Origin of the sequence: Jiangella alba (genome assembly GCF_900106035.1) — a bacterium.
GTDB lineage: Bacteria > Actinomycetota > Actinomycetes > Jiangellales > Jiangellaceae > Jiangella > Jiangella alba.
The window spans coordinates 172,714-196,831 of sequence record NZ_FNUC01000002.1; the positions used below are offsets into that span (position 1 = coordinate 172,714).

The following is a 24,118-nucleotide window of genomic DNA, read 5'->3' on the forward strand; positions in this document are numbered from 1 at the left end:
TCCGCGCCGACGTCGGGTAAGTTCAGGTGTTGTGTCGGCTGTGAGTCAGATCCTCTCCGCGGTGTTGTGGCTGTTCTTCATCGCCTTGCTGGTCCGGCTCGTGGTCGACTGGATCCAGGTCTTCGCCCGCGAGTGGCAGCCCAAGGGGCTGGTGCTGGTGGTGCTGGAGGCCATTTACACGGTGACCGACCCGCCGTTGCGCGCGATTCGCCGTGTGCTGCCGCCGTTGCGGATCGGTTCGGTTGCCCTAGACCTGGCGTTCATCGTGCTCATCATCCTGGTCCAGATTCTGCTTGTTGTTGTCGGATCCCTAGGATGACGCGGTACGGTGACATTCTGCCTATGCCCACATCCGAGGTGACGCTATGCCACTGACGCCCGAGGACGTCCAGAACAAAGAGTTCACGACGGTCCGCCTGCGCGAGGGTTACGACATGCAGGAGGTCGACGAGTTCCTGGACGAGGTCGAGGCCGAGCTTGCTCGCATGCAGCGCGAGAACGACGAGCTGCGCGACAAGCTCTCCGCCGTGACCCGTGGCGGCGGAGTCGCCGCGTCGGCCGAGCCCATCCAGGCTCCGCGCCAGCCGGAGGCGCCGAAGGCTCCCGAGGCCCCGCCGTCTGCTGCGGCCGCCGCAGCGCCGGTCGGCGTGCAGCCCAGCGACGCCGCGGCCAAGGTGCTCGCCCTGGCCCAGAAGACGGCCGACGAACTCGTCGCCGACTCCAAGGCCGAGGCCGACCGCCTCATGAACGACGCTCGCAGCCGTGCCGACAAGCTCGACTCCGAGACGAAGGCCAAGGCCGCGAAGATCGAGCAGGACGCCCGGCAGCGGGCCGACTCGATCGAGCAGGAGGTGCAGAAGCGCCGCTCCCAGGTCTTCGGCAAGCTCGAGTCCGACCGTGCCGACCTCGAGCGCGAGCTCGAGACGCTGCGTGCCTTCGAGCGCGAGTACCGCAGCCGGCTGAAGTCCTACCTCGAGCGCGAGCTGCGCAAGCTCGAGACCGGCGGTGTCGACGAAGCCGACACCGGCGTGGGGCAGGTCCCCGCGGCGGCAGCGGGCGGTGGCGGTGCGCCGCAGTCGTCCGGCCCCGGCGGCAACAACGCCCAGGCGACGCAGACGGGCGGTTCGCTCCGCTCGGTCGCCAGCCTGCTCGACGACGAACAGCGCTGACGCTCCACGCGAAAGGGGCCCGACGCCGGCGGTTTCCGCCGGCCGGGCCCCTTCGCGCGCCCGTCCGCTAGCGTGACGGCGTGACGGTGACGGACGTCGGCGCCGCGTACGACGCGCGCGCGAACGAGTACATCGAGCTGTTCGGTTCGGTCGGCCAATCGGCTCAGCAGGACCGCGACACGATCGAACGCTGGCAGCACGGCATCGACGGGCGCATCGTCGACGCCGGCTGCGGCCCGGGGCACTGGAGCGACCTGCTCGCGCAGGCCGGGACGCGCGACGTGACCGGCGTCGACGCGTCGGCTCGCTTCGTCGACGCGGCACGGCAACGGTTCGCGTCGCCCGACTTCACGGTGGGCGACCTCACCGCGCTGCCGGTCGCCGACGGGTCCGCCGGGGGTGTGCTGGCCTGGTACTCGCTCATCCACACCCCGCCGGGCGGCGTCCCGGCGATCCTGGGCGAGTTCGCCCGCGTCCTGGCGCCCGGCGGGTCGCTGCTGCTCGGGTTCGTCGACGGCGCGGCCGGCGCGGCGTTCGACCACGCGGTGACGACGGCGTACTACTGGTCCGCCGACGCGCTCGGCGACCTGCTCGCGCCGCACGGGTTCGTCGTCGAGCGGGCGTCGGCCCGGCAGGATCCCGGCGTCCGGCGGCACGGAGACCTGGTCGCCACGCTGGCGACGTAGCGCCGGAACGCACGACGCGCCCCAGCCCACGAGGGGCCGGGGCGCGTCGCAACGCCGTCAGGCGACCCGGCGCACTCGGAACGTCAGCCCGAGGTCGTCGTCGCCGTGGTCGGGCAGGCCGTCGAGGGCGTCGAGCCCCTCCTGGACGGACGTCGCCAGCACCTCGTCGGCCAGCAGGTCGCCGTGCTCGCGCAGCGCGGCCGCCAGCTGGTCCGACGCCGACCACGCCAGCTCGATGCGGTCGGATACCTCGAAGCCGGACGCCTTGCGGGCCTCCTGGACCAGCCGGACCGCCTCGCGGACCAGACCAGCCCGGACCAGCGCGTCGGTCAGCGTGAGGTCCAGCGCGACGGTCTCGCCCTCGCGGGCGACCGCCCAGCCCTCGCGCGGCGTCTCGGTGACGACGACGTCGTCGGGCGCCAGTTCGACCTCGCCCAACCCGTCGACGGAGACCGACGCCCGGCCGGTCGACTTGAGCGCCGCCGCCAGCGCCGGCGCGTCGGCCGCCGCGACCGCCGCCGCCACCCGCGGGGTGTCCTTGGCGAACCGCTTGCCCAGCGACCGGAAGTTCGCCTTCGCGGACACGTCGACGAGGTCCTCGCCGGCGCCGGCCTCGGCCAGCGACAGCACCGACGCCACGTTCAGCTCGTCGGCGACCTCGGCGCGCAGCTCCGGCCGCAGGGTGTCCCAGCCGCGGGCGCCGACCAGCGCGCGCGACAGCGGCTGGCGCGTGCGCACCTTCGACTCCGCCCGGGCGGCCCGGCCCAGCTCGACCAGCCGCCGGGTCAGCGCCATCTCGGCCCGCAGCGCGTCGTCGATCAGCGTCGCGTCGGCCTCGGGCCACGTCGCGGCGTGCACCGACGCGGCGGCGTCGGGGTCGGACGGCACGACGAGGTCCTGCCAGACCCGCTCGGTGACGAACGGCACCATCGGCGCCATCAGCCGCGTCAGCGTCTCGACGCACTCGTGCAGGGTGGCCAGGGCGGCGGGGTCGCCGTCCCAGAACCGCCGCCGCGACCGCCGCACGTACCAGTTGGAGAGGTCGTCGACGAACGCCGTCAGCTTCGCGCCCGCCGCCTGCGTGTCGAAGCCGTCCATGGCGGCGTCGACCTCGCGGACCAGCCGGTGCAACTCGGACAGCGCCCAGCGGTCCAGCACCGGCCGCTCGGCCACCGGGGGAGCCCCCGCGCCCGGCGTCCACCCGGCCGTCCGCCCGTACAGCGACAGGAACGACGCGGTGTTCCAGTAGGTCAGCAGCACCTTGCGGACGATCTCCTGCAGGCTCGCGCGCCCGACCCGGCGCGGCAGCCACGGCGAGCCGCTGGCCAGCATGAACCAGCGGACGGCGTCGGCGCCGTGCTCGTCCATCAGCGGGATCGGCTCGATGATGTTGCCGAGGTGCTTGCTCATGCGCCTGCCGTCCTCGGCGAGGATCAGTCCCAGGCAGACGACGTTCTCGTACGACGACCGGTCGAACACCAGCGTGCCGATGGCCATCAGCGTGTAGAACCAGCCGCGGGTCTGGTCGAGCGCCTCGCTGATGAACTGCGCCGGGTACGACTTCTCGAACGCCTCGGCGCTTCCGGGCGCGTACGGGTACCCGACCTGCGCGAACGGCATGGCGCCGGAGTCGTACCAGACGTCGATGACGTACGGCTCGCGGCGGAACGTGCCGGGCACGCCGTCGAGGGTGAAGGTGACGTCGTCGACGTAGGGCCGGTGCGGGTCGAGCTCGGAGAGGTCCTGACCGGACAGCTCCGACAGCTCCGCCAGCGACCCCACGCACACCATGCGGGACGGGTCGTCGTCGTTGCGCCAGATCGGCAGCGGCGTGCCCCAGTACCGGTTGCGCGACAGCGCCCAGTCGACGTTGCCGCGCAGCCACTCGCCGTAGCGGCCCCACTTGATGGTCTCGGGGTACCAGTTGGTCTTCTCGTTCTCGCGCAGCAACGCGTCCTTGATCTGCGTGGTGCGGATGTACCAGGACGGCTGCGCGTAGTAGATGAGCGGCGTGTGGCAGCGCCAGCAGTGCGGGTACTCGTGCTCGTACGGGACGTGCCGGAACAGCACGCCGCGCTGCTCGAGGTCGTCGACGAGGTCGGCGTCGGCGCGCTTGAAGAACTGGCCGCCGACCAGCGGGACGTCCGCGGCGAAGGTGCCGTCGGCGCCCACCGGGTTGACCACCGGGAGGTCGTAGCGGCGGCAGACGCGGAGGTCGTCGGCGCCGAACGCGGGCGCCTGGTGCACCAGCCCGGTGCCGTCCTCGGTGGTGACGTAGCCGTCGACGACGACGATGTGGGCGTCGGGGATGTCGACCAGCTCGAACGGGCGCTGGTACGTCCACCGCTCCATGTCGGCGCCGGTGAACGACGAGATCACCTCGGCGTCGTCGCCCAGCACCGTCGCCAGCAGCGGCTCGGCGACGACCAGCAGCTCGGACGAGCCCGCGGCCCGCGCGGCCACGTACGTGACGTCGGGGTGCGCGGCGACGGCGGTGTTGGAGACCAGCGTCCACGGCGTGGTCGTCCACACCAGCAGCGACGCCTGACCGGCCAGCGGCCCGCCCGTCAGCGGGAACCGCACGTACACCGACGGGTCGACGACGGTCTCGTAGCCCTGCGCCAGCTCGTGCGACGACAACGCGGTCTCGTCGCGCGGGCAGTACGGCGACACCCGGTAGTCCTCGACCAGCAGGCCGTTGTCGAAGATCTGCTTCAGCGACCACCAGACGCTCTGCACGTACGACGCGTCCATGGTGCGGTACGCCTGGGAGAGGTCGACCCAGTAGCCCATACGGTCGGTGAGCTGCTCGAACGCGTCGACGTGGCGCAGCACCGACTCGCGGCACTTCTGGTTGAACTCGGCGACGCCGAACGCCTCGATGTCGCTCTTGGTCTGGAAGCCGAGCTCCTTCTCGACGGCGATCTCGACCGGCAGGCCGTGGCAGTCCCAGCCGGCCTGACGGGGCACGTGGTAGCCCTTCATCGTCCGGTAGCGGGGGAACACGTCCTTGAACGCGCGCGCCTCGATGTGGTGGGTGCCGGGCATGCCGTTGGCGGTGGGCGGACCCTCGTAGAAGGTCCACAGCGGGCGGCCCTCGCTGTTCTTCACCGTCTGCGCGAACACGTCGTTGTCGCGCCACAGCGCGAGCACGTCGTGCTCCAGCGCCGGCAGGTCGACCTGGGCGGGCACCTCGCGGTAGCCGGTCGGCTCGGTCGCGTTGGTCATGGTCGTCTCTCGAATCCTCCGTCAGCAGCTCCCGACGGAGGGACGAGGCGGACCCCGCGGTACCACCCTCCTTGACCGGCGACGCCGGTCCGCTTCGTTCGCCGCGGCCGGGTCTAGTGAGCGCCTTGGCGCCGTTCTTCCGGCGGCTCGGAGGTGATGGCCCCGTCAACGCCTGCTCGCGACGCTGACCAGTGTACGACGGGCACAGCCCCCTGTGGCGACCTATTCTGGGGCCCGTGCGCGTGACGATCCGGGTGCGGCCGGGCGCCTCCCGGACGGCGGTGGGCGGCCGGTACGGCGACGCCCTCGTCGTGGCGGTGCAAGCGCGGGCCGTCGACGGAGCCGCCACGAAGGCGGCACTGGAGGCCGTGGCCGGCGCGTTGGGAATACGTCGCAGGGAGGTGACGTTGCTCACCGGAGCGACCAGCAGGACCAAGACAGTCGAGGTCCCGGACGCGACGGCATCACGCCTGGCAGATCTCATGCGCGAGGCGGATTGATGACGGGCGGGTCACGATCTATTCTCACGGCACCTGGCTCACATGCAGGGGTGGGACGGGGCAACGGGGGTACGGAAGGGTGGCGAGGCAGATGGCGGGTGCGAAGGCGAAGGTGGACACCATGGCCGGGAACAGCAAGGTCGAGGCCGCTGAGGCGGCCGCCCTGGTGGTCCGCGAGGACGAGGACCCGTGGACCGAAGCCGAGCTCACGGAGGTCCGTGACCTGCTGAGGTCCGACAGCACGCGGCTGCGCGAGGAGATCGCCGAGGCCGAGGCCGACATCGCCGACCTGCTGCGCAGCGGCGACACCGGCGGCGAGGACCAAGCCGACACCGGCACCAAGACGTTCGAGCGCGAGCACGAGATGTCGCTGGCCGCCAGCCACCGCGACATGCTCAACCAGACCGAGCGGGCGCTGGGCCGCATCGAGAACGGCACCTACGGCATCTGCGAGAACTGCGGCAACCCCATCGGCAAGGCCCGGTTGCAGGCGTTCCCGCGGGCCACACTGTGCATGACGTGCAAGCAGAAGCAGGAGCGCCGCTGACGGACGGAGGGCGCCGCCGCACCGGCGTCCTCCTGGCCGTGGCCGCCGCCGTGCTGGCGGCCGACCAGCTGACGAAGATCCTGGCGGTCGCGCTGCTCGACCCCGGCCGGGCCGTCCCGGTGCTGGGCGAGGTCGTGCAGTTGCGGCTGATCCGCAACCCGGGCGCCGCGTTCAGCCTGGCCACGAACCTGACGCCGGTGCTGACGGTGGTCGCCATCGCGGTCGTGCTGGTCATCGTCGTGGTCGGACGCCGGGTGGCGCACCGCGGCTGGGCGGTGGCGCTCGGCGCCGTGCTGGGCGGCGCCCTGGGCACCCTCACCGACCGCATCTTCCGCATGCCCGGCGCGTTCCGCGGCCACGTCGTCGACTTCGTCGAGCTGCCGAACTGGCCGGTCTTCAACCTCGCCGACACCGCCATCGTCACCGGTGCGGTGCTGGTGGCCGTGCTGAGCGTGCGCGGCATCCCGCACGACGCCCGGCGGCGCGAGGTGGTCGCGTCGTGAGCGAGCACCGCAGTCTCCCCGTCCCCGACGGCCTGGAGGGCGAGCGCCTCGACGCCGCCCTGGCCCGGCTGTTCGGGTTCTCGCGCAGCAAGGCCGCGGCGCTGGTCGAGGACGGCCACGTCGTCGTCGACGGCTCCGTCGCGATGAAGTCCGCGCGAGTGCGCGGCGGCTCCTGGCTGGAGGTCGAGCTCCCGGCGCCGCCGGCGCCGGTGCAGGTCGTCCCCGAGCGGGTCGAGGGCATGCGCATCGTCCACGACGACCCCGACATCGTCGTCGTCGACAAGCCGGTCGGTGTCGCGGCGCACCCCAGCCCCGGCTGGACCGGTCCCACGGTCGTCGGCGGCCTGGCCGGCACCGGCTTCCGCATCTCCACCAGCGGCGCGGCCGAGCGGCAGGGCGTCGTCCACCGCCTCGACGTCGGCACCAGCGGCCTCATGGTGGTGGCGAAGTCCGAGTGCGCCTACACGTCGCTGAAACGGCAGTTCAAGGAGCGCACGGTCGACAAGGTCTACCACGCGCTGGTCCAGGGCCACCCGGACCCGTCCCGCGGCACCGTCGACGCCCCCATCGACCGCCACCCGCAGCACGACTACAAGTGGGCCGTCGTCGCCGGCGGCAAGCCCAGCGTCACGCACTACGAGACGCTGGAGGCGTTCCCGGCGGCCAGCCTGCTGGAGATCCACCTGGAGACCGGGCGCACGCACCAGATCCGGGTGCACCTGAGCGCGCTGCGGCACCCCTGCGTGGGCGACCTCACCTACGGCGCCGACCCCACGCTGGCCGCCCGGCTGGGGCTGACGCGGCAGTGGCTGCACGCCATGCGGCTGGGCTTCGAGCACCCGGGGACGGGGGAGTGGGCCGAGTTCACCTCGGCCTACCCCGACGACCTCCAGCAGGCCCTGGACGCGATCAGGCCGGCTTGATGTTCTGGTTGACCCAGAACAGGTTGTCCGGGTCGTAGCGCGCCTTGACCCGGGCCAGCCGCTCGTAGTTGTCGCGGTAGCTGGCCCGGACCCGGTCCTCGCCCTCGTCCATCATCATGTTCACGTAGGCGCCGCCGGCCGAGTACGGGTGCAGCGCCGTGAAGTAGTCCACCGACCACGAGCGGATGCGCTCGACGTTGGCCGGGTCGGCGTCGACGCCGGCGAACACCGAGCCCCAGCGCGCGTCGCGGTAGCTCCAGGCCGTGTCGGCGGATCCGGCGTCGTGGGCGGCGCCGTCGATCGGATACAGGTGCATGGTCGACTTCCAGGTGGGCAGCCGGGCGCCGAAGTCGGCGTGGATCGCCACCGCATCGTCCGGGATCTCCGTGACGAAGTCGGCCCGCCAGTACCACTGGTCGCCCGGCGGGTAGAGGCCGTCGAACGCGCTCTGCAGGGCCGGGTGCGGCATCGCGGACGGCGCGTGCAGCAGCGGCTCGGGCAGCGCGTCCAGCAGCGGCGCCATGTCGGCGGCGGCCTGCTCCGCGGACCCGACGTGGCACCAGACGACGCCGCAGATGGTGCGCAGGTGCAGCTCCTCCGGGAACGGCGGCGCCGGCGGCACCGCTCCGACCAGGAAGAACCCGTTGAGCTCACGCGGCGCGGCGGGCAGGAAGTCGCGGTAGGCGGACAGCACCTCGGCGGTCTGCTCGACCGGCCAGAACGTCGGGCCGGCGATGACGGTGTCCAGTTCGTGCAGCCGGAACAGGAACGACGTGACGACGCCGAAGTTGCCGCCGCCACCGCGCACGGCCCAGAACAGGTCCGGGTGCTCGGCCGCGCTGGCCGTGACGCGCTCGCCGTCGGCCAGCACCATGTCGACCTCGAGCAGGTTGTCGATGGCCAGGCCGAACGCGCGGGTCAGGTGGCCGAGGCCGCCGCCCAGGGTGAGCCCGCCGACCCCCGTCGTGGAGATGATCCCGCTGGGCGTGGCCAGCCCGAACGCGTTCGTCGCGCGGTCGACCTCGCCCCACGTGCAGCCCCCGCCGACGCGCGCCGTCCGGGCCACGGGGTCGACGACGACGTCGCGCAGGTCGCCCAGGTCGATGACGACGCCGTCGTCGACGACGCCCAGGCCGCCGCCGTTGTGGCCGCCGCCGCGGATCGCCAGCGGCAGCCCGTGGTCGCGGGCGAAGCGGACGACTCGGGCGACGTCGTCGGCGTCGGCGCAGCGCGCGATCAGCGCCGGTCGCCGGTCGATCATGGCGTTGTAGACCTTGCGGGCCTCGTCGTAGCCGGCGTCCTCCGGGCCGGTCAGCCGGCCGCGGACGTCGGTGAGCTCCCGGTGCGCGGTGCGCCCGGTCTCGATGGCGGTGCTCATGGTTTCCCCCGTCGGTGGATCTCTCGGACCTTCCGGACGGTGCCACGGCGCGTTGCGGTGGCGTTGCGGTCGCTCTTGACCGGCGCTGCCGGGAGGAGTACGACCTGGTGCAGGGGGGTGAGCGCGGCGGACGGTGCTGAGCTGCAGGTGCACGTGGTCGGTGCGCTGACCGTGGTGCGCGCGGGCCGGGCGCTGGCCGCCGGCGAGGTGGGCGACCGCAAGGGGCGGACGCTGCTGGCCCTGCTGGGCGTCGCGGGCGGCCGGCTGGTGCCCGTCGACGCGATCGTCGAGGCGTTGTGGGCCGGGCCGCCGCCGCGGCGGCCGGAGGCGAGCGTCGCGACGCTGGTGAGCCGGCTGCGCGCGGCGCTCGGCCAGGACGTGGTGGCGGGCGGCCGGTCCGGCTACCGGCTCGGCGACGGCGTGCGGGTCGACCTGCACGTGGCGGCGGACCTCGTCGACGAGGCGGAGCTGCGGCTGGCGACCGCGGAACCGGCGCTCGCGCTGGCCGCCGCCCAGGCCGCACTGGACCTCGTCGGCGCCGCGCCGCTGCTGGCCGACGAGGCCGACGCCGCCTGGGCGGGCGAGGGCCGGCGGCTCCAGGCCGATCTGACCGGCCGGGCCCGCGCCGTCGCGGCCGAGGCGGGGGTGCGGACGGGGGACGTCACGGCAGCCCTCGCGGCGGCGGAGGCGGCGGCCGCGGCCGAGCCGCTGGACGAGCGGTCCGCGCGGTCGCTGATGCGCGCCTACGACGCCGCCGGCGAGCCGGCCCGGGCGCTGGCGGTGTTCGACCGGTTGCGCGCCGGCCTCGCCGCCGAGCTGGGCGTCGACCCGGCGCCGCCCACCCGCGAGCTGCACCTCGCGATCCTGCGCGAGCAGGCGACGCCGGCCGCTGCCGTCGCCGTCGCGGAGCCGGCCGCCGAGACCGTCGCCGGCGCCGCGCGGCTGCCCGGGCGCGCGGCCGAGCTCACCCGGCTGGTCCGGCTGTGGGAGCGGACGGTCGAGGGCGACGGCGCCCTGGTGCTGCTCGCCGGCGAGGCCGGCATCGGCAAGACCGCGCTGGCCGAGGAGGCCGCCCGGCTGGCCCGCCGCACCGGCGGCCGCACCCTGGAGGCGCGCTGTTACGACGTCGAGCGCTCGCTGTTCCTGCAACCGGTGGCCGAGGCGCTCGGCCGGCTGGTAGCCCAGCTGCCCGCGCCGGTGCTGCGGCAGGCCGCCGGCGACCGCGCCGGCGCCCTGGCCACGCTGGTGCCGGAGGTGGCGGCGCTGCTCGGAGAGCCACCGCCGGAGCGGCGCAGCGCCGCCGCCGAGCGCCGTCGCGTCTACGACGCCGTCACCGGCTTCCTGCGCCGGCTGGCCGCCCGGCAGCCGGTCGTGTTCGTCGTCGACGACCTGCACCACGCCGGTGCGGCCACCGTCGAGCTGCTGCACTACCTCGGCCGGCACACGTCCGGCGGCCGGCTGCTGGTGATCGGCACCGTCCGGGCGGACGAGGGCGAGCGGGTGCTCACCACGCTGGCCGGGGTCGCCGAGCGGCTCGACGTCGGCCCGCTCGACGCGGCGGCGATCGCGCGGCTGGCCGCCGACGCCGGCCAGCAGGCGCACGGTGCGGAGATCGCCCGGCGCACGCGCGGCCACACGCTGTTCGTCGTCGAGACGCTGCGTGCGCTGGCCGCGGGCGAGGAGGGCATCCCGGACTCGCTGCGGGCCAGCGTCATGGCCCGGGTCCGGCGGGCCGGGCCGCAGGCCGAGGAGCTGCTGCACGCCGCGGCCGTGCTCGGCTCGTCGTTCACGCCGATGACGCTGGCCGGCCTGCTCGACCTCAGCGCGCAGGAGGCGGCCCGGCGCTGCCACCGGATCCTGCCGACCCGGCTGCTCGTGGTGGCCGGCCGCTCGTACGAGTTCGGGAACGACCTCGTCCAGGAGACCCTGTACGCCGCGACGCCGCCGCCCACCCGCGTCGCGTACCACCTGCGCGCCGCGGACCTGCAGGCCGGCAACCCCGAGGCGGTCGCCTGGCACGCCGCCGCCGCGGGCGACTGGGCGCGGGCCGGGCCGGGCTGGCTGGCCGCGGGAGAGCAGGCGCTGCGCCGGTACGCCGTCGGCGACGCCGAGGCACTGCTGCGCCAGGCCATCGACGCGGCCGGCCGCAGCGGCGACGTCGAGCTGACCGGCCGGGCGCACCTGGCCCGCGGTCGTGCGCGCGAGGCGATGTTCCGCTATGCCGACGCGGTGGCCGACCACGCGGAGGCGCTGCGGGCGGCCCGGGCGGCCGGCGACCAGGATCTGGAGATGCGCGCCCTGCGCCAGCTCGGCGGTCCGGCGTGGGCCGGCGGCGGCCGGCCGGTGGCGGAGGGGACGGTGCACCTCGAGGAGAGCCTGCGGCTGGCGCAGCGGCTGGGCGACCGTCCGGCGGAGTCGGAGCTGCTGGCGTGGCTCTCGGTGCTGTCGGCCAACCGGCTGCGCTTCGACGACGCCCTGTCGTACGGACGGCGAGCGCTGTCGCTGGCCCGCGTCGTCGGCGGCGACCACGCGCTGACGGTGGCGCTGGACGGGCTGAAAACGGCGCACGCCTACCTCGGCGAGGTGCGCGAGCTGCGCGTCGTCCTGGACGAGCTGGAGTCGCTGTGCCGCCGCTCCGGCGACCTCTGGCTGCTGCAGTGGTGCGTGTTCGAGTCCGCGTTCCCGGCGATCGCCCGCGGCGACTGGGACACCGCCACCAGCCGCGTCGAGGAGGCGCTGGCCGTCAACCGGCGCAGCGGGTACACCGGGTACGAGTCCTGGTACGAGGCGAACCTCGGCTGGATCGCGCGGCTGCGCGGCCGGCCCGACGACGCCGTCAGGCACGGGCGCCGGTCCCTGACGCTGCCGGCGCACGCCTGGTTCGGCGCCGCGAGCATGGCCGCCTACGCCACCACGCTGGTCGAGCTGGACCGCACCGCCGAGGCCGTCACGCTGCTGGAGCGCGGGCTGACGATCGCCGAGCGGCATGGCACCGAGGCGTACCGGCTGCCCTGCCTGGCCGCGCTGGCCGCGGCGACGGACTCGCGCTCGCTGCTCGAGGAGGCCGACGCCATGCTGCGGGCCGTCGGCACGCCGCCCGGGTCGGTCTGGCTGTACGGCGCCGACACGTACGTGGCACTGGCCCGCGCCCGGCTCCGTCGCGGTGACCCGCGGGGCGCGGTCGAGCTGCTCGCGCCGCTGCTGGCGGCCGGGGAGCGGACCGGCTGGACGGCGCCGCTGGCGGCCGCGCGCACGGTGGCGGCGGCCTGCCACGCGGCGCTGCGTCCGCGCTGACGCCGTCTCGTCATGTGAACCAGGCGGTCCGGGTCGTGGACACGGTGCGGTAGCGTCGTGGCCATGCGTACGTTCCTCGACTTTATCGAGCCGGCCCGGGCGGCCGGCCGCGTCGAGACGTAACGCGGCCCTCATCCGAGCCGGCTCACGAGGCTTCAGGCACCGGCCTGGGGCCTCTCGTCATGTGGCCCGAGCGGCCGGCTCCCGAGTCGAGCGGCCGCTCCCGGAACAGGAGCATCCCGTGACCGCACCGTCCGACCCGGTGACCCGCACCGCGAGCGCCGTCGTCCCCGCCGTTCCCGCCGCGTTCCGCGACGCCGTCCGCCCGCCGGTCGTCGCGCCGCCCGGCGCCGGCGGCGACCTCGACCACGACGCCGTCCCGGCCGGATCCGTCACCCTCGTCGACACCCTCGACCCGGCCGTCGTCGAGGCCGCGCGGCGCCACGGCCGGCCCGTCGTCGTCAACCTGGGGGAGCGGCCCGAGCTCGCCGCGGCCGCCGTCGCCGCCGGTGCCGACGGGCTGTGGCTGGACGCACCCGGCGCCGCGGCCGCCGCCCAGGCCCGCGAGGCCGCCACCCGGGTCGCGCCGCTGGTCCGGTCCGCCGTCCCGGACACCGTCCTCGCCTGCCGCGCCGCCATCGACGCCGTCGACGCGGCCCTGGCGACGCTGCTGGAGCACCGGGTCGCGCTGGCCGGCCGGGTGCAGCGCCTCAAGCCCGTCGGCGGCCACGCCGGCCGCGACCCCCACCGCGAGGCCGCCATCGTCGCCGCGATGGCCGAACGTGCGCCGTCGCTGCCGCCGGAGTCGCTGGCCCGCATCGTCACCGCGATCATCGAGGCCGGCCTGGACGCCGCCGAACGCGACGACTCGGACGACCCGCCCGTCTGGCGCCTCTGAGCCTCGCCGGGCTCGCCGCCCGGCCGGCGCACGCGGCGGGACCGTCTGGCCCCGGTGACTCCCATCCGGGCGCTGCCGCGTGCGAGCTGCCAAGGCGCCACCGGGTGGGAGAACCTGGTCACCAGCCCGACGATCGCCCGCCAGCCGTCGGTCCGCCGGCCAGGCCGCGGTTGTCGTCCGCCCGCCGGCCCACCGTCGTCGGCGACGTCTGCCGGCCCGCTGGCCCAACGTCGTTGGCGAGTCTGTCGGCTCGCCGGCCAACCGTCGTCGTCGGCGAGTCTGTCGGTGCCCGCCCCTAGGGTGGGCCCCACCCGGGCCGGGAGGGTCATGCCTACCACGGCGAATCGCCACGTCCGCCACCCGCGCCAGGTCCGCCACCCGCGCCACGTCCGCCACCCTCGCCACGTCCGCCACTCCCGGCACGCCGACCATCCCGGGACGCCGCCCCGCCCCTCCGCCCGGGCGGCCGCGACCGGACCGCGACGACTCTCCACGGAGTGGCACCGAGACGCTGTCGGAGCCTCGGCATAGGCTGTCTCCAGTCCCCGGCGCCCACCCCTGACCGCCGGTGGAGTGTCTGCGTGAGGAGGCGTCTGAACGTCGTGTCGAGTGCTGCTGGTTCCTCCGGATCGTCGAGCTTCGTGCACCTGCACGTGCACACCGAATACTCCATGCTCGACGGCGCCGCCCGTCTCGACGACCTCTTCTCGGAGGCCGCGAAACAGGGCATGCCGGCAGTGGCGACCACCGACCACGGCAACGTGTTCGGCGCCTACGAGTTCTACAAGAAGGCGCAGAAATACGGCGTCAAACCGATCATCGGCACCGAGGCCTACCTCACGCCGCGCACCAGCCGGTTCGACAAGACGCGGGTGCGGTGGGGCGACGGCGGCGGCGACGACGTCTCGGGGAGCGGCGCCTACACGCACATGACGATGTTCGCCGAGAACACCGGCGGCATGCACAACCTATTCCGGCTGTCGTCGCTGGCCAGCATCGAGGGCTTCTACTTCAAGCCGCGCATGGACCGCGAGCTGCTGCAGCAGTACTCCGCCGGCATCATCGCGACCACCGGCTGCCCCAGCGGCGAGGTGCAGACGTTCCTGCGGCTGGGCAAGTACGACGAGGCCATCAAGGCGGCGTCGGAGTTCCGCGACATCTTCGGCAAGGACAACTTCTTCCTCGAGCTGATGGACCACGGGCTCGGCATCGAGACCCGCGTCCGCGAAGACCTCCTGCGGCTGGGCAAGGACCTCGGGCTGCCGCTGCTGGCCACCAACGACCTCCACTACACCCACAAGGCCGACCACGAGGCGCACGCCGTCCTGCTGTGCGTGCAGTCCGGTTCCACTCTCGCCGACCCCAAGCGGTTCAAGTTCGACGCCGAGGACTTCTACCTCAAGACCGCGGCCGAGATGCGCGAGAAGTGGGCCGACTACCCCGAGGCCTGCGACAACACCCTCCTCATCGCCGAGCGCTGCGACGTCAAGTTCGTCGAGGAGGCCGGCAAGTACATGCCGCGCTACCCGGTGCCCGACGGCGAGGACGAGGTGTCCTGGTTCGTCAAGGAGGTCGAGCGCGGGCTGCACCAGCGCTTCCCCGGCGGCATCACCGACGACGTCCGCAAGCGCGCCGACTACGAGACCGAGGTCGTCACCACCAAGGGCTACGCCGGCTACTACCTCGTCGTCGCCGACTTCATCAACTGGGCCAAGGACAACGGCATCCGGGTCGGCCCGGGCCGCGGGTCGGGCGCGGGGTCCATCGCGGCGTACGCCATGGGCATCACCGACCTCGACCCCATCCCGCACGGGCTCATCTTCGAGCGGTTCCTCAACCCCGAGCGCAAGTCGATGCCCGACTTCGACATCGACTTCGACGAGCGCCGGCGGGGTGAGGTCATCCGCTACGTCACCGAGAAGTACGGCACCGACCACGTCGCGCAGATCGTCACCTACGGCACCATCAAGGCCAAGCAGGCCATCAAGGACGCCAGCCGGGTGCTGGGCAACCCGTTCGCGGTCGGCGAGCGCATCACCAAGGCCATGCCGCCGGCCGTCATGGGCAAGGACATCCCGCTGTCGGGCATCTTCGATCCCGAGCACAAGCGGTACGCCGAGGCGGGCGAGTTCCGCTCGCTGTACGAGTCCGACGTCGAGGTCCGCCGGGTCGTCGACACCGCCAAGGGCCTCGAGAACCTGAAGCGCCAGTGGGGCGTGCACGCGGCCGGCGTCATCATGTCGTCGGCGCCGCTGCTCGACACCATCCCGGTGATGAAGCGCGAGCAGGACGGCGCCATCATCACCCAGTTCGACTACCCGACCTGTGAAGAGCTCGGGCTGGTCAAGATGGACTTCCTGGGCCTGCGCAACCTCACCATCCTCGACGACGCGCTGAAGAACATCGTCCGCAACGGCAAGGACGCCATCGTCCTCGAGGAGCTGCCGCTCGACGACCGCGGCACGTACGACCTGCTCGGCCGCGGCGACTCCCTGGGCGTCTTCCAGCTCGACGGCGGGCCCATGCGCTCGCTGCTGCGGCAGATGAAGCCCGACAACTTCGAGGACATCTCCGCGCTCATCGCGCTGTACCGCCCCGGCCCCATGGGCGCGAACAGCCACATCAACTACGCGCTGCGCAAGAACAACCAGCAGCCCATCACGCCCATCCACCCCGAGCTGGCCGAGGCGCTCGAACCCATCCTCGGCACCACGTACGGCCTGATCATCTACCAAGAGCAGGTCATGGCCATCGCCCAGCAGCTCGGCGGGTACTCGCTCGGAAAGGCCGACCTGCTCCGGCGGGCCATGGGCAAGAAGAAGCGCGAGGTCCTCGACGCCGAGTACGTGCCGTTCTCCGACGGCATGAAGGCCAACGGCTTCGGCGACGCCGCCATCAAGACGCTCTGGGACATCCTGGTCCCGTTCTCCGACTACGCGTTCAACAAGGCGCACAGCGCGGCCTACGGCGTCATCGCGTACTGGACCGGCTACCTCAAGGCGCACTACCCGGCCGAGTACATGGCCGCGGTGCTCACGTCGGTCCGCGACGACAAGGACAAGACGGCGCTGTACCTGTCCGAGTGCCGCCGCATGGGCATCAAGGTGCTGCCGCCCGACGTCAACGAGTCGGCCGGCGACTTCACCCCGGTCGGCACCGACATCCGCTTCGGCCTCACCGCCATCCGCAACGTGGGTGCCAACGTCGTCGACGGCATCGTCGCGGCCCGGCAGGAGAAGGGCCGGTTCGAGACGTTCCCGGACTTCATGGACAAGGTCCCGGTGCACGTCTGCAACAAACGTGTGGTCGAGTCGCTGGTCCGGGCCGGCGCGTTCGACTCCCTCGGCTACGCCCGGCGCGCGCTGGCCGCCGTCGTCGATGACGCCGTCGACACCGTCATCTCGCTCAAGCGCAACGAGGCGGTCGGCCAGTTCGACCTCTTCGGCGGCGCGGGCGACGACGCCGCCGGCGGCTTCGAGGTCCAGGTCCCCGAGCTGACCGAGTGGGACAAGAAGCAGAAGCTGGCGTTCGAGCGCGAGATGCTCGGCCTGTACGTCTCCGACCACCCGCTGCTCGGGCTCGAGCACGTCATCGCCAACGCGTCCGACCGGCCCATCTCGGCGCTCGCCGACGAGAACGAGGTCCCCAACGGCACCACCATCAACGTCGGCGGGCTCATCACGTCGCTGCAGCGCAAGGTCAGCAAGCGCGGCGACACCTGGGCCATCGTCACGATCGAAGACCTCGAGGGCTCCATCGAGGCGATGTTCTTCCCGGCCACCTACCAGCTGTACGCGCTGCAGCTGGCCGAGGACGAGATCGTCGTGGTCAAGGGCCGGCTCGACCGCCGCGAAGAGGCGCCGCAGCTCATCGCGGCCGAGCTGAGCATGCCCGACCTCTCCGACGGGCCGTCCGGGCCGGTCGTCGTCACCATGGCGATGACGCGCTGCACGCCGCCGGTGGTCGAGCGGCTCAAGGACGTCCTGACGACCCATCCCGGCGCCACCCCGGTGCACCTGAAGCTCACCGGGCCCAGCCGCACCACCGTCATGAAGCTCGACGACCGGCTGCGGGTCACCCCGTCCACGGCGCTCATGGGCGACCTCAAGCAGCTCCTGGGCCCCACGTGTCTGGCGTCGTGACCACGCGCGCCGAGCGGCTGGGGCACGGCGCGCCGAGCAGCACCCGCGTCGTCGTCCAGATCGTCGTCGTGTCGGTCGTCGCGGGCGTGCTCCTGGGCGTGCTGTGGTGGCTGCTGGCGCCCGACGTGCACGGCGTCGTCGTCAACGGCGGGCTGGGCTACGACTCCCGCGAGGGCCAGCACCTGTTCACCCGCGACGCCGTGTTCGCGCTGCTCAGCGCCGGGTTCGGGTTGCTGTTGTCGGCCGTCTTCGTGGTCTGGCACCGGCGCAACCCGGTGACGGTCCTGGTGTCGCTGGCCGCCATGGGCGTCGTCGCGTCCCTCATCGCCCGGTTCGTGGGCGAGTTCCTGGGCCCCGACGGCAGCGTGTCCGGGCTCGCCGACGGCGCTGACGTGCTGCTGCCGCTCGAGTTGAAGTCCACCGCGGCGCTGCTCGTCTGGTCGATGGTGGCCGTCGTCGTCGCAGCGGTCGTCGCGTTGTTCCGCGAAGACCGCACCCCCTGGTCGCCCCCCGGCGTGTAGCGGTCTAGCTGGTCCGGCCGATGGTGGCGGTCTTCGCGCCGGTCAGCCGGACGAGGTCGGCCGGCGTGATCTCGACGTCGAGACCCCGGCGACCGGCCGAGACGAACACCGTCGGGTAGCCGTAGGCCGACTCGTCGACGATGGTGGGCAGCCGGCGCCGCTGCCCGAACGGACTGATTCCCCCGACCACATAGCCGGTGGCCCGTTCAGCCTGCGACGTGGCGGCCATGACCGCCTTCTTGCCGGAGGCGGCGCGAGCCAGCGACTTGAGGTCCAGCGACCCCGACACGGGCACCACGGCGACGACGAGCTCGTCGTCGACCTCGGCCAGCAGGGTCTTGAAGACGCGCGTCGGCACGACGCCGAGGGCGCGGGCAGCCTCCAGGCCGAACGACGGCGCGGAGGTGTCGTGGTGGTACGGGTGCACGGTGAACGGCACTCCTGCTCGCTCCAGCACCAGCGTTGCCGGTGTTCCTGTGCGCTGGCGTGTTGTTGTCCCCATTAGGGCAATCTAGACCCAACCAGCGCTATTCGTCATCGCACGCGCCGCGTTTCGATCATCCGTCAACCCAGTTGTTACCAGCGCTATATCGCTGCCCCCCGGTACGGACCGGTGGCACGATCCGGCCGTCGTTTAGGGTGGTCCGACCACACTCTCAACGACGCCTCGCGGAGGACGCCCGCCATGCCGTTGTTCGACAAGCCCCTGTCCGAGCTGCGCGATTATCGCCCTGAGCGCGACGAGCAGCCCGATTTCGATGAGTTCTGGTCGCGGACGCTCGACGAAGCCGCACAGTTCCCACTGGACGCGCAGTTCACCCCGTACGACGCGGCGCTGAGCCTGGTCGACGTGTACGACGTGCGGTTCTCCGGCTGGGGCGGGCACCGCATCGCCGGCTGGCTGATCCTGCCGGCCGGCGCGACCGAGCCGCTGCCCACGGTGGTGCACTACATCGGCTACGGCGGCGGGCGCGGCTTCCCGCACGACTGGCTGTCCTCGCCGGTGGCCGGGTTCGCGACCTTCGTCATGGACACCCGTGGGCAGGGCTCCAACGGCACCCCGGGCGACACCCCCGACCCGGTCGGCGGGAAGAACGCGCAGACCCCGGGGTTCATGACCCGCGGCGTGATGGACCCGGACGACTACTACTACCGCCGCGTCTTCACCGACGCCGTCCGCGCCGTCGACGCCGCGCTCACCCACCCGCTGGTCGACGCGTCGCGGGTGGTCATCGCCGGCGGCAGCCAGGGCGGCGGTATCGCCACCGCGGTCGCCGGGCTGCGTACCGGCCTGGCCGGCGCCATGTTCGACGTCCCGTTCCTCACCGGGTACCGGCGCGCCACCGAGATCGTCGAGACGCTGCCGTACTACGAGATCGCCCGCTACCTGTCCATCCACCGCGACCACGAGGAGCAGGTGTTCCGCACCCTGTCCTACTTCGACGGCATGAACTTCGCCGCCCGCGCGACCTCTCCCGCCCTCTACAGCGTCGCGCTGATGGACACCACCTGCCCGCCGTCGACGGTGTTCGCCTCCTACAACCACTACGCCGGGCCGAAGGAGATCAGGGTCTGGCCCTACAACAAGCACGAAGGCGGCCAGACCTTCCAGACCCGCGAACAGCTGCGCTGGCTGCGCGACATCGCCAAGAACTCCTGACACCCGCGGCGGGGCGGCCACGCGGCCGCCCCGCCACGGCGGGCCGATAGGATGGGCTCACTACACAACGTCGTTGTGCATAGCGCAACGGAAGGTGAGCCGGTGGAGCGGAACAACTCGTCGTCGCTGCGACGGGGGATCGCGTTGCTCGACGCGGTGGCCACGGCCACGCCGTCGGGCGGGGCGACGCTGACCGAGCTGGCCGCCGCCGTCGGCGTGCACAAGAGCTCGGCGCTGCGGCTGCTCGCGCCCCTCGCCGAGGCCGGCCTCGTCCGCGTCGAGGCCGGACGGCACCTGCTCGGCCCGCGCGCCGCGCAGCTCGGCCGCGGCTACCTCGACTCCGTCGACCTGCGCGCGCTGGCCCAGCCGGCGCTGCGCCGCCTGGTCGAGGAGACCGGGGAATCGGTGCACCTCGTGCTGCCCGACCTGCCCGACATGGTCTACATCGACAAGATCGACGGGCCGGGGCGGGTGCGGATGAACTCCTACGTCGGCTCGCGGCAGCCGGCCCACTCGACCGGCGTCGGCCGCGCCTACCTCGCCTTCGCCGACCCGAGGGACGTCGACGCGGTGGTCGGGCACGGCCTGGCGGCGCGGACGGAGCGGACGGTGACGGAGCCGGCCGCGTTCCGGGCCGAGCTGAGCGCCGTCCGCGAGCGCGGCTACGCCGTCGACGACATCGAGAACGAGCCGGACATCCGCTGCGTCGCCGCGCCGGTGTTCGACCACGACGGCGCCGTCGTCGCCGCCGTCTCCGTCGCCGGGCTGGCCACCCGCGTCACCCCCGACCGGTTCGAGCGGCTCGGCGAGCAGGTCGTCGCCGCCGGCCGGGCCGTCTCGGACCAACTAGGGGGTGGCTGACGGATCTTCGGCGGCGCGGATCGACGCCCAGACGCCGACCAGCGGCGTTGTCGTCGTCGGCCGATGGCACCGCATCGACCTCCTCCTCCGCCTTGCTGGACCGACGACTGGACGCCGCCCGCATCCGCCAATATCCGTCAGCCACCCCCAGGCGCACCCCGCCGCAGAGAGGAACCACGATGACCGACCGCATCCCCCGAGCCCGCAGCTGCGCGAGACCGGGGTCATGGCGATCCTGCGGGCCCGCTCCGCCGACCGGTTCGGCGACGTCAGCCGCACCCTGGTCGACGCCGGCGTCACGTGCCTGGAGATCACGCTGACGTCGCCGGGCGCGCTCGACGCGATCCGCGAGGTCCGCAAGACGCTGCCCGACACCGTCGACGTCGGGGCGGGCACGGTCGTCGACGCGGAGCAGGCGCGGGCCGTCATCGAGGCGGGGGCCGGGTTCGTCGTGTCGCCGTCGGTCGAGCCGGAGGTCGTCGCGGTGGCGCGTGCGGCCGGCATCCCGGCGTACCCGGGCGCCTTCACGCCGACGGAGGTCCTGGCAGCCTGGCGGGCCGGCGCCACCGTGGTCAAGCTGTTCCCCGGCTCGGCGGTCGGGCCGTCGTACATCACGGCACTGCGCGGGCCGTTCCCGGACGTCGCGATCATGCCGACCGGCGGCGTCAGCCTCGACAACATCGGCGACTGGATCCGCGCCGGCGCCTCCGGTGTCGGGCTCGGCGGACCGCTGCTGGGCGACGCAGCGGACGGCGGCGACCTCGGCGCGCTGGCCGACCGGGCGGCGCGGGCGCTGGCCGCCGTGCGCGACGCGCGGGCGGGCGCATGAACGGGGGTGGCCGCGCCGGCCTCGTCACGATCGGCGAGGCGATGGCGCTGGTCGCGGCCGCCGAGACCGGCGGCTGGGCGCACCACCGCGCGGCGCTGGTGTCGGTCGCGGGCGCGGAGCTCAACGTCGCTGTCGGCGTGCGGCGGCTGGGCCGTCCGGCGACGTGGATCAGCCGGGTCGGCGCCGACGGCTTCGGCGAGCTGATGCTGCGCGAACTGCGCGCCGAGGGGATCACCGCCGTCGCCACCGTCGACGACACCCGGCCCACCGGCCTCATGGTCAAGGAGCGGCCGAACAGCCTGCACACCCGGGTCCGCTACTACCGGGCCGGCAGCGCGGCGTCGGCGCTGACGGCGTTCGACCTGCCGCTGGAGCCGATCCAGCAGGCCGCCGTCCTGCACGTCACCGGCATCACCCCGGCGCTCGGCCCCGGCCCGGCGTCGGCGGTGCAGCTGGCCGTCGACACCGCGAAGGCGGCCGGCACCACCGTCTCGCTGGACCTGAACTACCGGTCGGCGCTGTGGAGCCGTGACGACGCCGGCGCGGCGCTGGCGCCGCTGGCCCGGCAGGCGGACGTACTGTTCGCGGGGCCGGAGGAGGCGTCGCTGATCGTGCCCGAGGGCGACCCGGCGGACATGGTGCACGCGCTGGCCGGGCTCGGCCCGCGGCAGGTGGTCATCAAGATGGGCGCCGACGGCGCCGTCTCGCTGGTCGACGGCGAGCTGTGGCGGACCCCGGCCGTCCCGGTGCAGGTGGTCGACACCGTCGGCGCGGGCGACGCGTTCGTCGCCGGCTACCTCACCGAGCTGATGGACGGCGCGCCCGTCGACCGGCGGCTGGCGACGGCGGTCGCGGCGGGCGCCTTCGCCTGCACGTCGCTCGGCGACTGGGAGGGGCTGCCGACCCGCGCCGACCTGCCCGCGCTGCGCGCGACCGAGGCGGTGCACCGCTAGCGTGATAGCGTCGGAGAAACGCGAGTGAGCGCTCGTGTTTCTTCGGCGAGGAGAGCCGTGACCGGACGGCAGGCGCGTGGCCAGGCGCGGATGGAGCAGATTCTCGCGGCCGCGGCCGAGGCGTTCGCCGAGTCCGGCTACGAGGCCGTCAGCACCAACGCCATCGCCGCGCGGGCCGGCATGTCACCCGGCTCGCTCTACCAGTTCTTCGCCAACAAGGACGACATCGCCCGCGCGCTGGCCGAGCGGTACGCCGCCCAGCTGGCCGAGCTGCGCGCAACGGCGTTCGACGGCGCCGACCTGGCCGCGCTGCCGCTGGACCGGCTGATCGGCGCGATCACCGGCCCGCTGGTCGAGTTCAACCTGGCCAACCGCGGGTTCAAGGCGCTGTTCGCCCGGCCCGACCTGCCGCCGTCGCTGACCGCCGCGGTCGCGCCGCTGCACGCCGCCCTCCTCGGCCGGGTGGTGGCGCTGCTGGTGGCGCGGGCGCCGCACCTGCCGGCCGACGTCGTCGAACGGACGGCGACGGTGGCGATCCAGCTGGTCAGGGCGATGATGCCGCTGATCGTCGCCGCCGGCGGCGACGATCGGGCCGCGCTGGAGGGCGAGCTGCGCGCCGTCCTGCACGGGTACCTCGAGCCGGTGGTCGGATGACCCGGCGGCGCTGGTTCGGGCTGGCCGCCGCGGCCGCCGTCCTCGCGCTGGCGACGCCGACGCTGTGGGCGTACTGGGCGAGCGCGGGACGGATCCTGTCCGACCCGGCCGACGCGCCGTCCGAGGACGTGACGATGGTGCTGGGCGCCGGGGTGCGCGCCGACGGGACGCCGTCGCGCCTGCTGGCCGGTCGGCTGGACGTCGCCGCCGCGCTGTACCACCTGGGCCGGACGCGGACGCTGCTGGTCAGCGGCGGCACGGCGCCCGGCGGCTACGACGAGCCGGCGGCAATGCGCCGGTACCTGGAGACGGCCGGTGTGCCGGCGGCGGCGATCGTCGAGGACCCCCTCGGCCTCGACACCTGGGCGTCGTGCCTGCGCGCCCGCGACGAGTTCGGGCTGTCGCGGCTGCTGGTGGTCAGCCAGCGGTTCCACCTGCCGCGGACGGTCGCCCTGTGCCGCTCCCTCGGCCTCGACGCGGTCGGCGTCGCGCACGACTCGAAGGACACCAACCCGCCCGGGACGCGCCAGGGCTACCTCCGCGAGGTCGCCGCGTCGGCGCCCGCGATGGTGCGCGCCCTGTTCGGCTAGCGCCCCGACCTGCGGCGATGCTGGCCTGTGGATAACCTCGGGGCTCCTCCGGCCGGGCGGGGGAGACTGATCGCCTGCCCGTGATCGGAGGTCCCCGGTGGTGCTGCACGCGTTCGTCGACGAGTCGGTGGCGTCGACGTACATCGTCGCGGTCGCGCTGGTGCCTGCCGATCGGGTCGCGGACGGGCGGAAGGCGCTCCGGGCGCTGCTCCAGGGTGGGCAGAAGCGGCTGCACTTCTCGCAGGAGGGCGACCGCCGGCGGCCGGAGATCATGACGGTGATCGAACGTCTCGGCGCCGAACACCGCGTGTACACGACGAAGAACGTCAGAGAGGCGCGGGTGCTGTGCCTGGAACGTCTGGTGCCGGACCTGGTGGCTGCCGGCGTGCGACGGCTGGTGATCGAACGGGACGACTCGCTGGTGACCGCGGAGCGCCGGCTGCTCTTCCAGTTGTGCCGCGACCTCGAGCCGGAGCTGACGTACACGCACCTGCGGGCCAAGGAGGATCTGCTGCTGTGTCTCCCGGACGCGGTCGCGTGGTGCTGGGCGCGCGGCGGCGGGTGGCGGGCGCGGGTGGCGGCCTACACCAGTGAGATTGCGCTCTAGACAGCGCGAAGCCCCGCTCACCGACCGTCCGGATGGCTGCGGGGCTCACTTCCTCGGGCTACTGCCCTTGGCTGATACCAGGGTAGCGGGGCCGCGCACCGGCCCGCAACGGCGGCGACAGCATCTTGCGATGCGGGCAATGCGTCCGATGGGTGAACCCCGCGCCTAGACTCGG

21 protein-coding genes are annotated in these 24,118 nt (G+C 73.4%); 18 read left to right on the plus strand and 3 right to left on the minus strand.

Features of this window, described 5'->3' with window-relative positions; all coding sequences use genetic code 11:
* Nucleotides 1–40 precede the first annotated feature (40 nt).
* The 3 genes from BLV02_RS02145 (at nt 41) to BLV02_RS02155 (ending at nt 1,855) form a co-directional block, all read left to right on the plus strand.
* Nucleotides 41–319 (plus strand): YggT family protein, encoded by a 279-nt coding sequence (locus tag BLV02_RS02145; RefSeq protein ID WP_197682826.1) that lies wholly within the window; start codon nt 41–43, stop codon nt 317–319.
* 46 nt (nt 320–365) lie between these two features.
* Nucleotides 366–1,169: a DivIVA domain-containing protein gene (locus BLV02_RS02150; RefSeq protein WP_069114232.1), complete on the plus strand. Its 804-nt coding sequence runs from the start codon at nt 366–368 to the stop codon at nt 1,167–1,169.
* 80 nt (nt 1,170–1,249) lie between these two features.
* On the plus strand, nt 1,250–1,855 hold the full coding sequence (locus BLV02_RS02155; RefSeq protein ID WP_069114231.1) for a class I SAM-dependent methyltransferase: 606 nt from the start codon (nt 1,250–1,252) through the stop codon (nt 1,853–1,855).
* A 57-nt stretch (nt 1,856–1,912) separates the two neighbouring features.
* Here the strand turns inward: BLV02_RS02155 and ileS are convergent, their stop codons facing one another.
* A complete protein-coding gene (gene ileS / locus BLV02_RS02160) occupies nt 1,913–5,083 on the minus strand; it encodes an isoleucine--tRNA ligase (RefSeq protein WP_069114230.1) in 3,171 nt (1,056 codons plus the stop codon).
* 236 nt (nt 5,084–5,319) lie between these two features.
* Here ileS and BLV02_RS02165 point away from each other — a divergent pair, with 236 nt between their 5' ends.
* The 4 genes from BLV02_RS02165 (at nt 5,320) to BLV02_RS02180 (ending at nt 7,556) form a co-directional block, all read left to right on the plus strand.
* Nucleotides 5,320–5,583 (plus strand): DUF167 domain-containing protein, encoded by a 264-nt coding sequence (locus BLV02_RS02165; protein ID WP_069114281.1) that lies wholly within the window; start codon nt 5,320–5,322, stop codon nt 5,581–5,583.
* 121 nt (nt 5,584–5,704) lie between these two features.
* A complete protein-coding gene (locus tag BLV02_RS02170) occupies nt 5,705–6,130 on the plus strand; it encodes a TraR/DksA family transcriptional regulator (protein WP_069114280.1) in 426 nt (141 codons plus the stop codon).
* Nucleotides 6,103–6,633, plus strand: a complete 531-nt coding sequence (gene lspA, locus BLV02_RS02175; RefSeq protein ID WP_171906859.1) for a signal peptidase II — start codon at nt 6,103–6,105, stop codon at nt 6,631–6,633. The genes BLV02_RS02170 and lspA overlap by 28 nt, the downstream gene beginning before the upstream one ends.
* The gene (locus BLV02_RS02180) at nt 6,630–7,556 is read left to right on the plus strand and encodes an RluA family pseudouridine synthase (protein ID WP_069114228.1); all 927 of its coding nucleotides are present in this window, start codon (nt 6,630–6,632) and stop codon (nt 7,554–7,556) included. Before lspA ends, BLV02_RS02180 begins: the two co-directional genes overlap by 4 nt.
* Here the strand turns inward: BLV02_RS02180 and BLV02_RS02185 are convergent.
* Nucleotides 7,543–8,934: an FAD-binding oxidoreductase gene (locus tag BLV02_RS02185; RefSeq protein ID WP_069114227.1), complete on the minus strand. Its 1,392-nt coding sequence runs from the start codon at nt 8,932–8,934 to the stop codon at nt 7,543–7,545. The genes BLV02_RS02180 and BLV02_RS02185 overlap by 14 nt on opposite strands.
* A 117-nt stretch (nt 8,935–9,051) precedes the next feature.
* On the opposite strand from BLV02_RS02185, the gene BLV02_RS02190 reads away from it, so the two are divergent.
* From BLV02_RS02190 to BLV02_RS02205, 4 genes are all read left to right on the plus strand, one after another.
* A complete protein-coding gene (locus tag BLV02_RS02190; protein WP_069114226.1) occupies nt 9,052–12,228 on the plus strand; it encodes an ATP-binding protein in 3,177 nt (1,058 codons plus the stop codon).
* A gap of 241 nt (nt 12,229–12,469) precedes the next feature.
* The gene (locus BLV02_RS02195) at nt 12,470–13,126 is read left to right on the plus strand and encodes a chorismate mutase (protein ID WP_176986511.1); all 657 of its coding nucleotides are present in this window, start codon (nt 12,470–12,472) and stop codon (nt 13,124–13,126) included.
* A gap of 671 nt (nt 13,127–13,797) precedes the next feature.
* The gene (gene dnaE / locus BLV02_RS02200; protein ID WP_141711807.1) at nt 13,798–17,268 is read left to right on the plus strand and encodes a DNA polymerase III subunit alpha; all 3,471 of its coding nucleotides are present in this window, start codon (nt 13,798–13,800) and stop codon (nt 17,266–17,268) included.
* A complete protein-coding gene (locus tag BLV02_RS02205; protein ID WP_069114224.1) occupies nt 17,265–17,789 on the plus strand; it encodes a hypothetical protein in 525 nt (174 codons plus the stop codon). Before dnaE ends, BLV02_RS02205 begins: the two co-directional genes overlap by 4 nt.
* A 4-nt stretch (nt 17,790–17,793) precedes the next feature.
* Here BLV02_RS02205 and ybaK read toward each other — a convergent pair whose 3' ends face one another.
* Nucleotides 17,794–18,291: a Cys-tRNA(Pro) deacylase gene (ybaK, locus tag BLV02_RS02210; RefSeq protein ID WP_069114223.1), complete on the minus strand. Its 498-nt coding sequence runs from the start codon at nt 18,289–18,291 to the stop codon at nt 17,794–17,796.
* A 183-nt stretch (nt 18,292–18,474) separates the two neighbouring features.
* Here ybaK and BLV02_RS02215 point away from each other — a divergent pair, with 183 nt between their 5' ends.
* From BLV02_RS02215 to BLV02_RS02245, 7 genes are all read left to right on the plus strand, one after another.
* The gene (locus tag BLV02_RS02215) at nt 18,475–19,449 is read left to right on the plus strand and encodes an acetylxylan esterase (RefSeq protein WP_069114222.1); all 975 of its coding nucleotides are present in this window, start codon (nt 18,475–18,477) and stop codon (nt 19,447–19,449) included.
* 102 nt (nt 19,450–19,551) lie between these two features.
* Nucleotides 19,552–20,310, plus strand: coding sequence for an IclR family transcriptional regulator (locus BLV02_RS02220; protein ID WP_216094516.1), 759 nt, complete (start codon nt 19,552–19,554; stop codon nt 20,308–20,310).
* Nucleotides 20,311–20,518: 208 nt separating this feature from the next.
* Complete coding sequence (locus tag BLV02_RS02225) at nt 20,519–21,139, plus strand: bifunctional 4-hydroxy-2-oxoglutarate aldolase/2-dehydro-3-deoxy-phosphogluconate aldolase (RefSeq protein WP_074946108.1); 621 nt, start codon at nt 20,519–20,521, stop codon at nt 21,137–21,139.
* A complete protein-coding gene (locus tag BLV02_RS02230) occupies nt 21,136–22,092 on the plus strand; it encodes a sugar kinase (RefSeq protein ID WP_069114219.1) in 957 nt (318 codons plus the stop codon). Before BLV02_RS02225 ends, BLV02_RS02230 begins: the two co-directional genes overlap by 4 nt.
* A 57-nt stretch (nt 22,093–22,149) precedes the next feature.
* Nucleotides 22,150–22,746: a TetR/AcrR family transcriptional regulator gene (locus BLV02_RS02235; RefSeq protein ID WP_216094514.1), complete on the plus strand. Its 597-nt coding sequence runs from the start codon at nt 22,150–22,152 to the stop codon at nt 22,744–22,746.
* A complete protein-coding gene (locus tag BLV02_RS02240; protein ID WP_069114217.1) occupies nt 22,743–23,336 on the plus strand; it encodes a SanA/YdcF family protein in 594 nt (197 codons plus the stop codon). The genes BLV02_RS02235 and BLV02_RS02240 overlap by 4 nt, the downstream gene beginning before the upstream one ends.
* Nucleotides 23,337–23,433: 97 nt before the next feature.
* Nucleotides 23,434–23,943 carry a hypothetical protein gene (locus tag BLV02_RS02245; protein ID WP_083289099.1) on the plus strand — a complete coding sequence of 170 codons (510 nt, stop codon included), beginning with the start codon at nt 23,434–23,436 and terminating at the stop codon, nt 23,941–23,943.
* Nucleotides 23,944–24,118 lie beyond the last annotated feature (175 nt).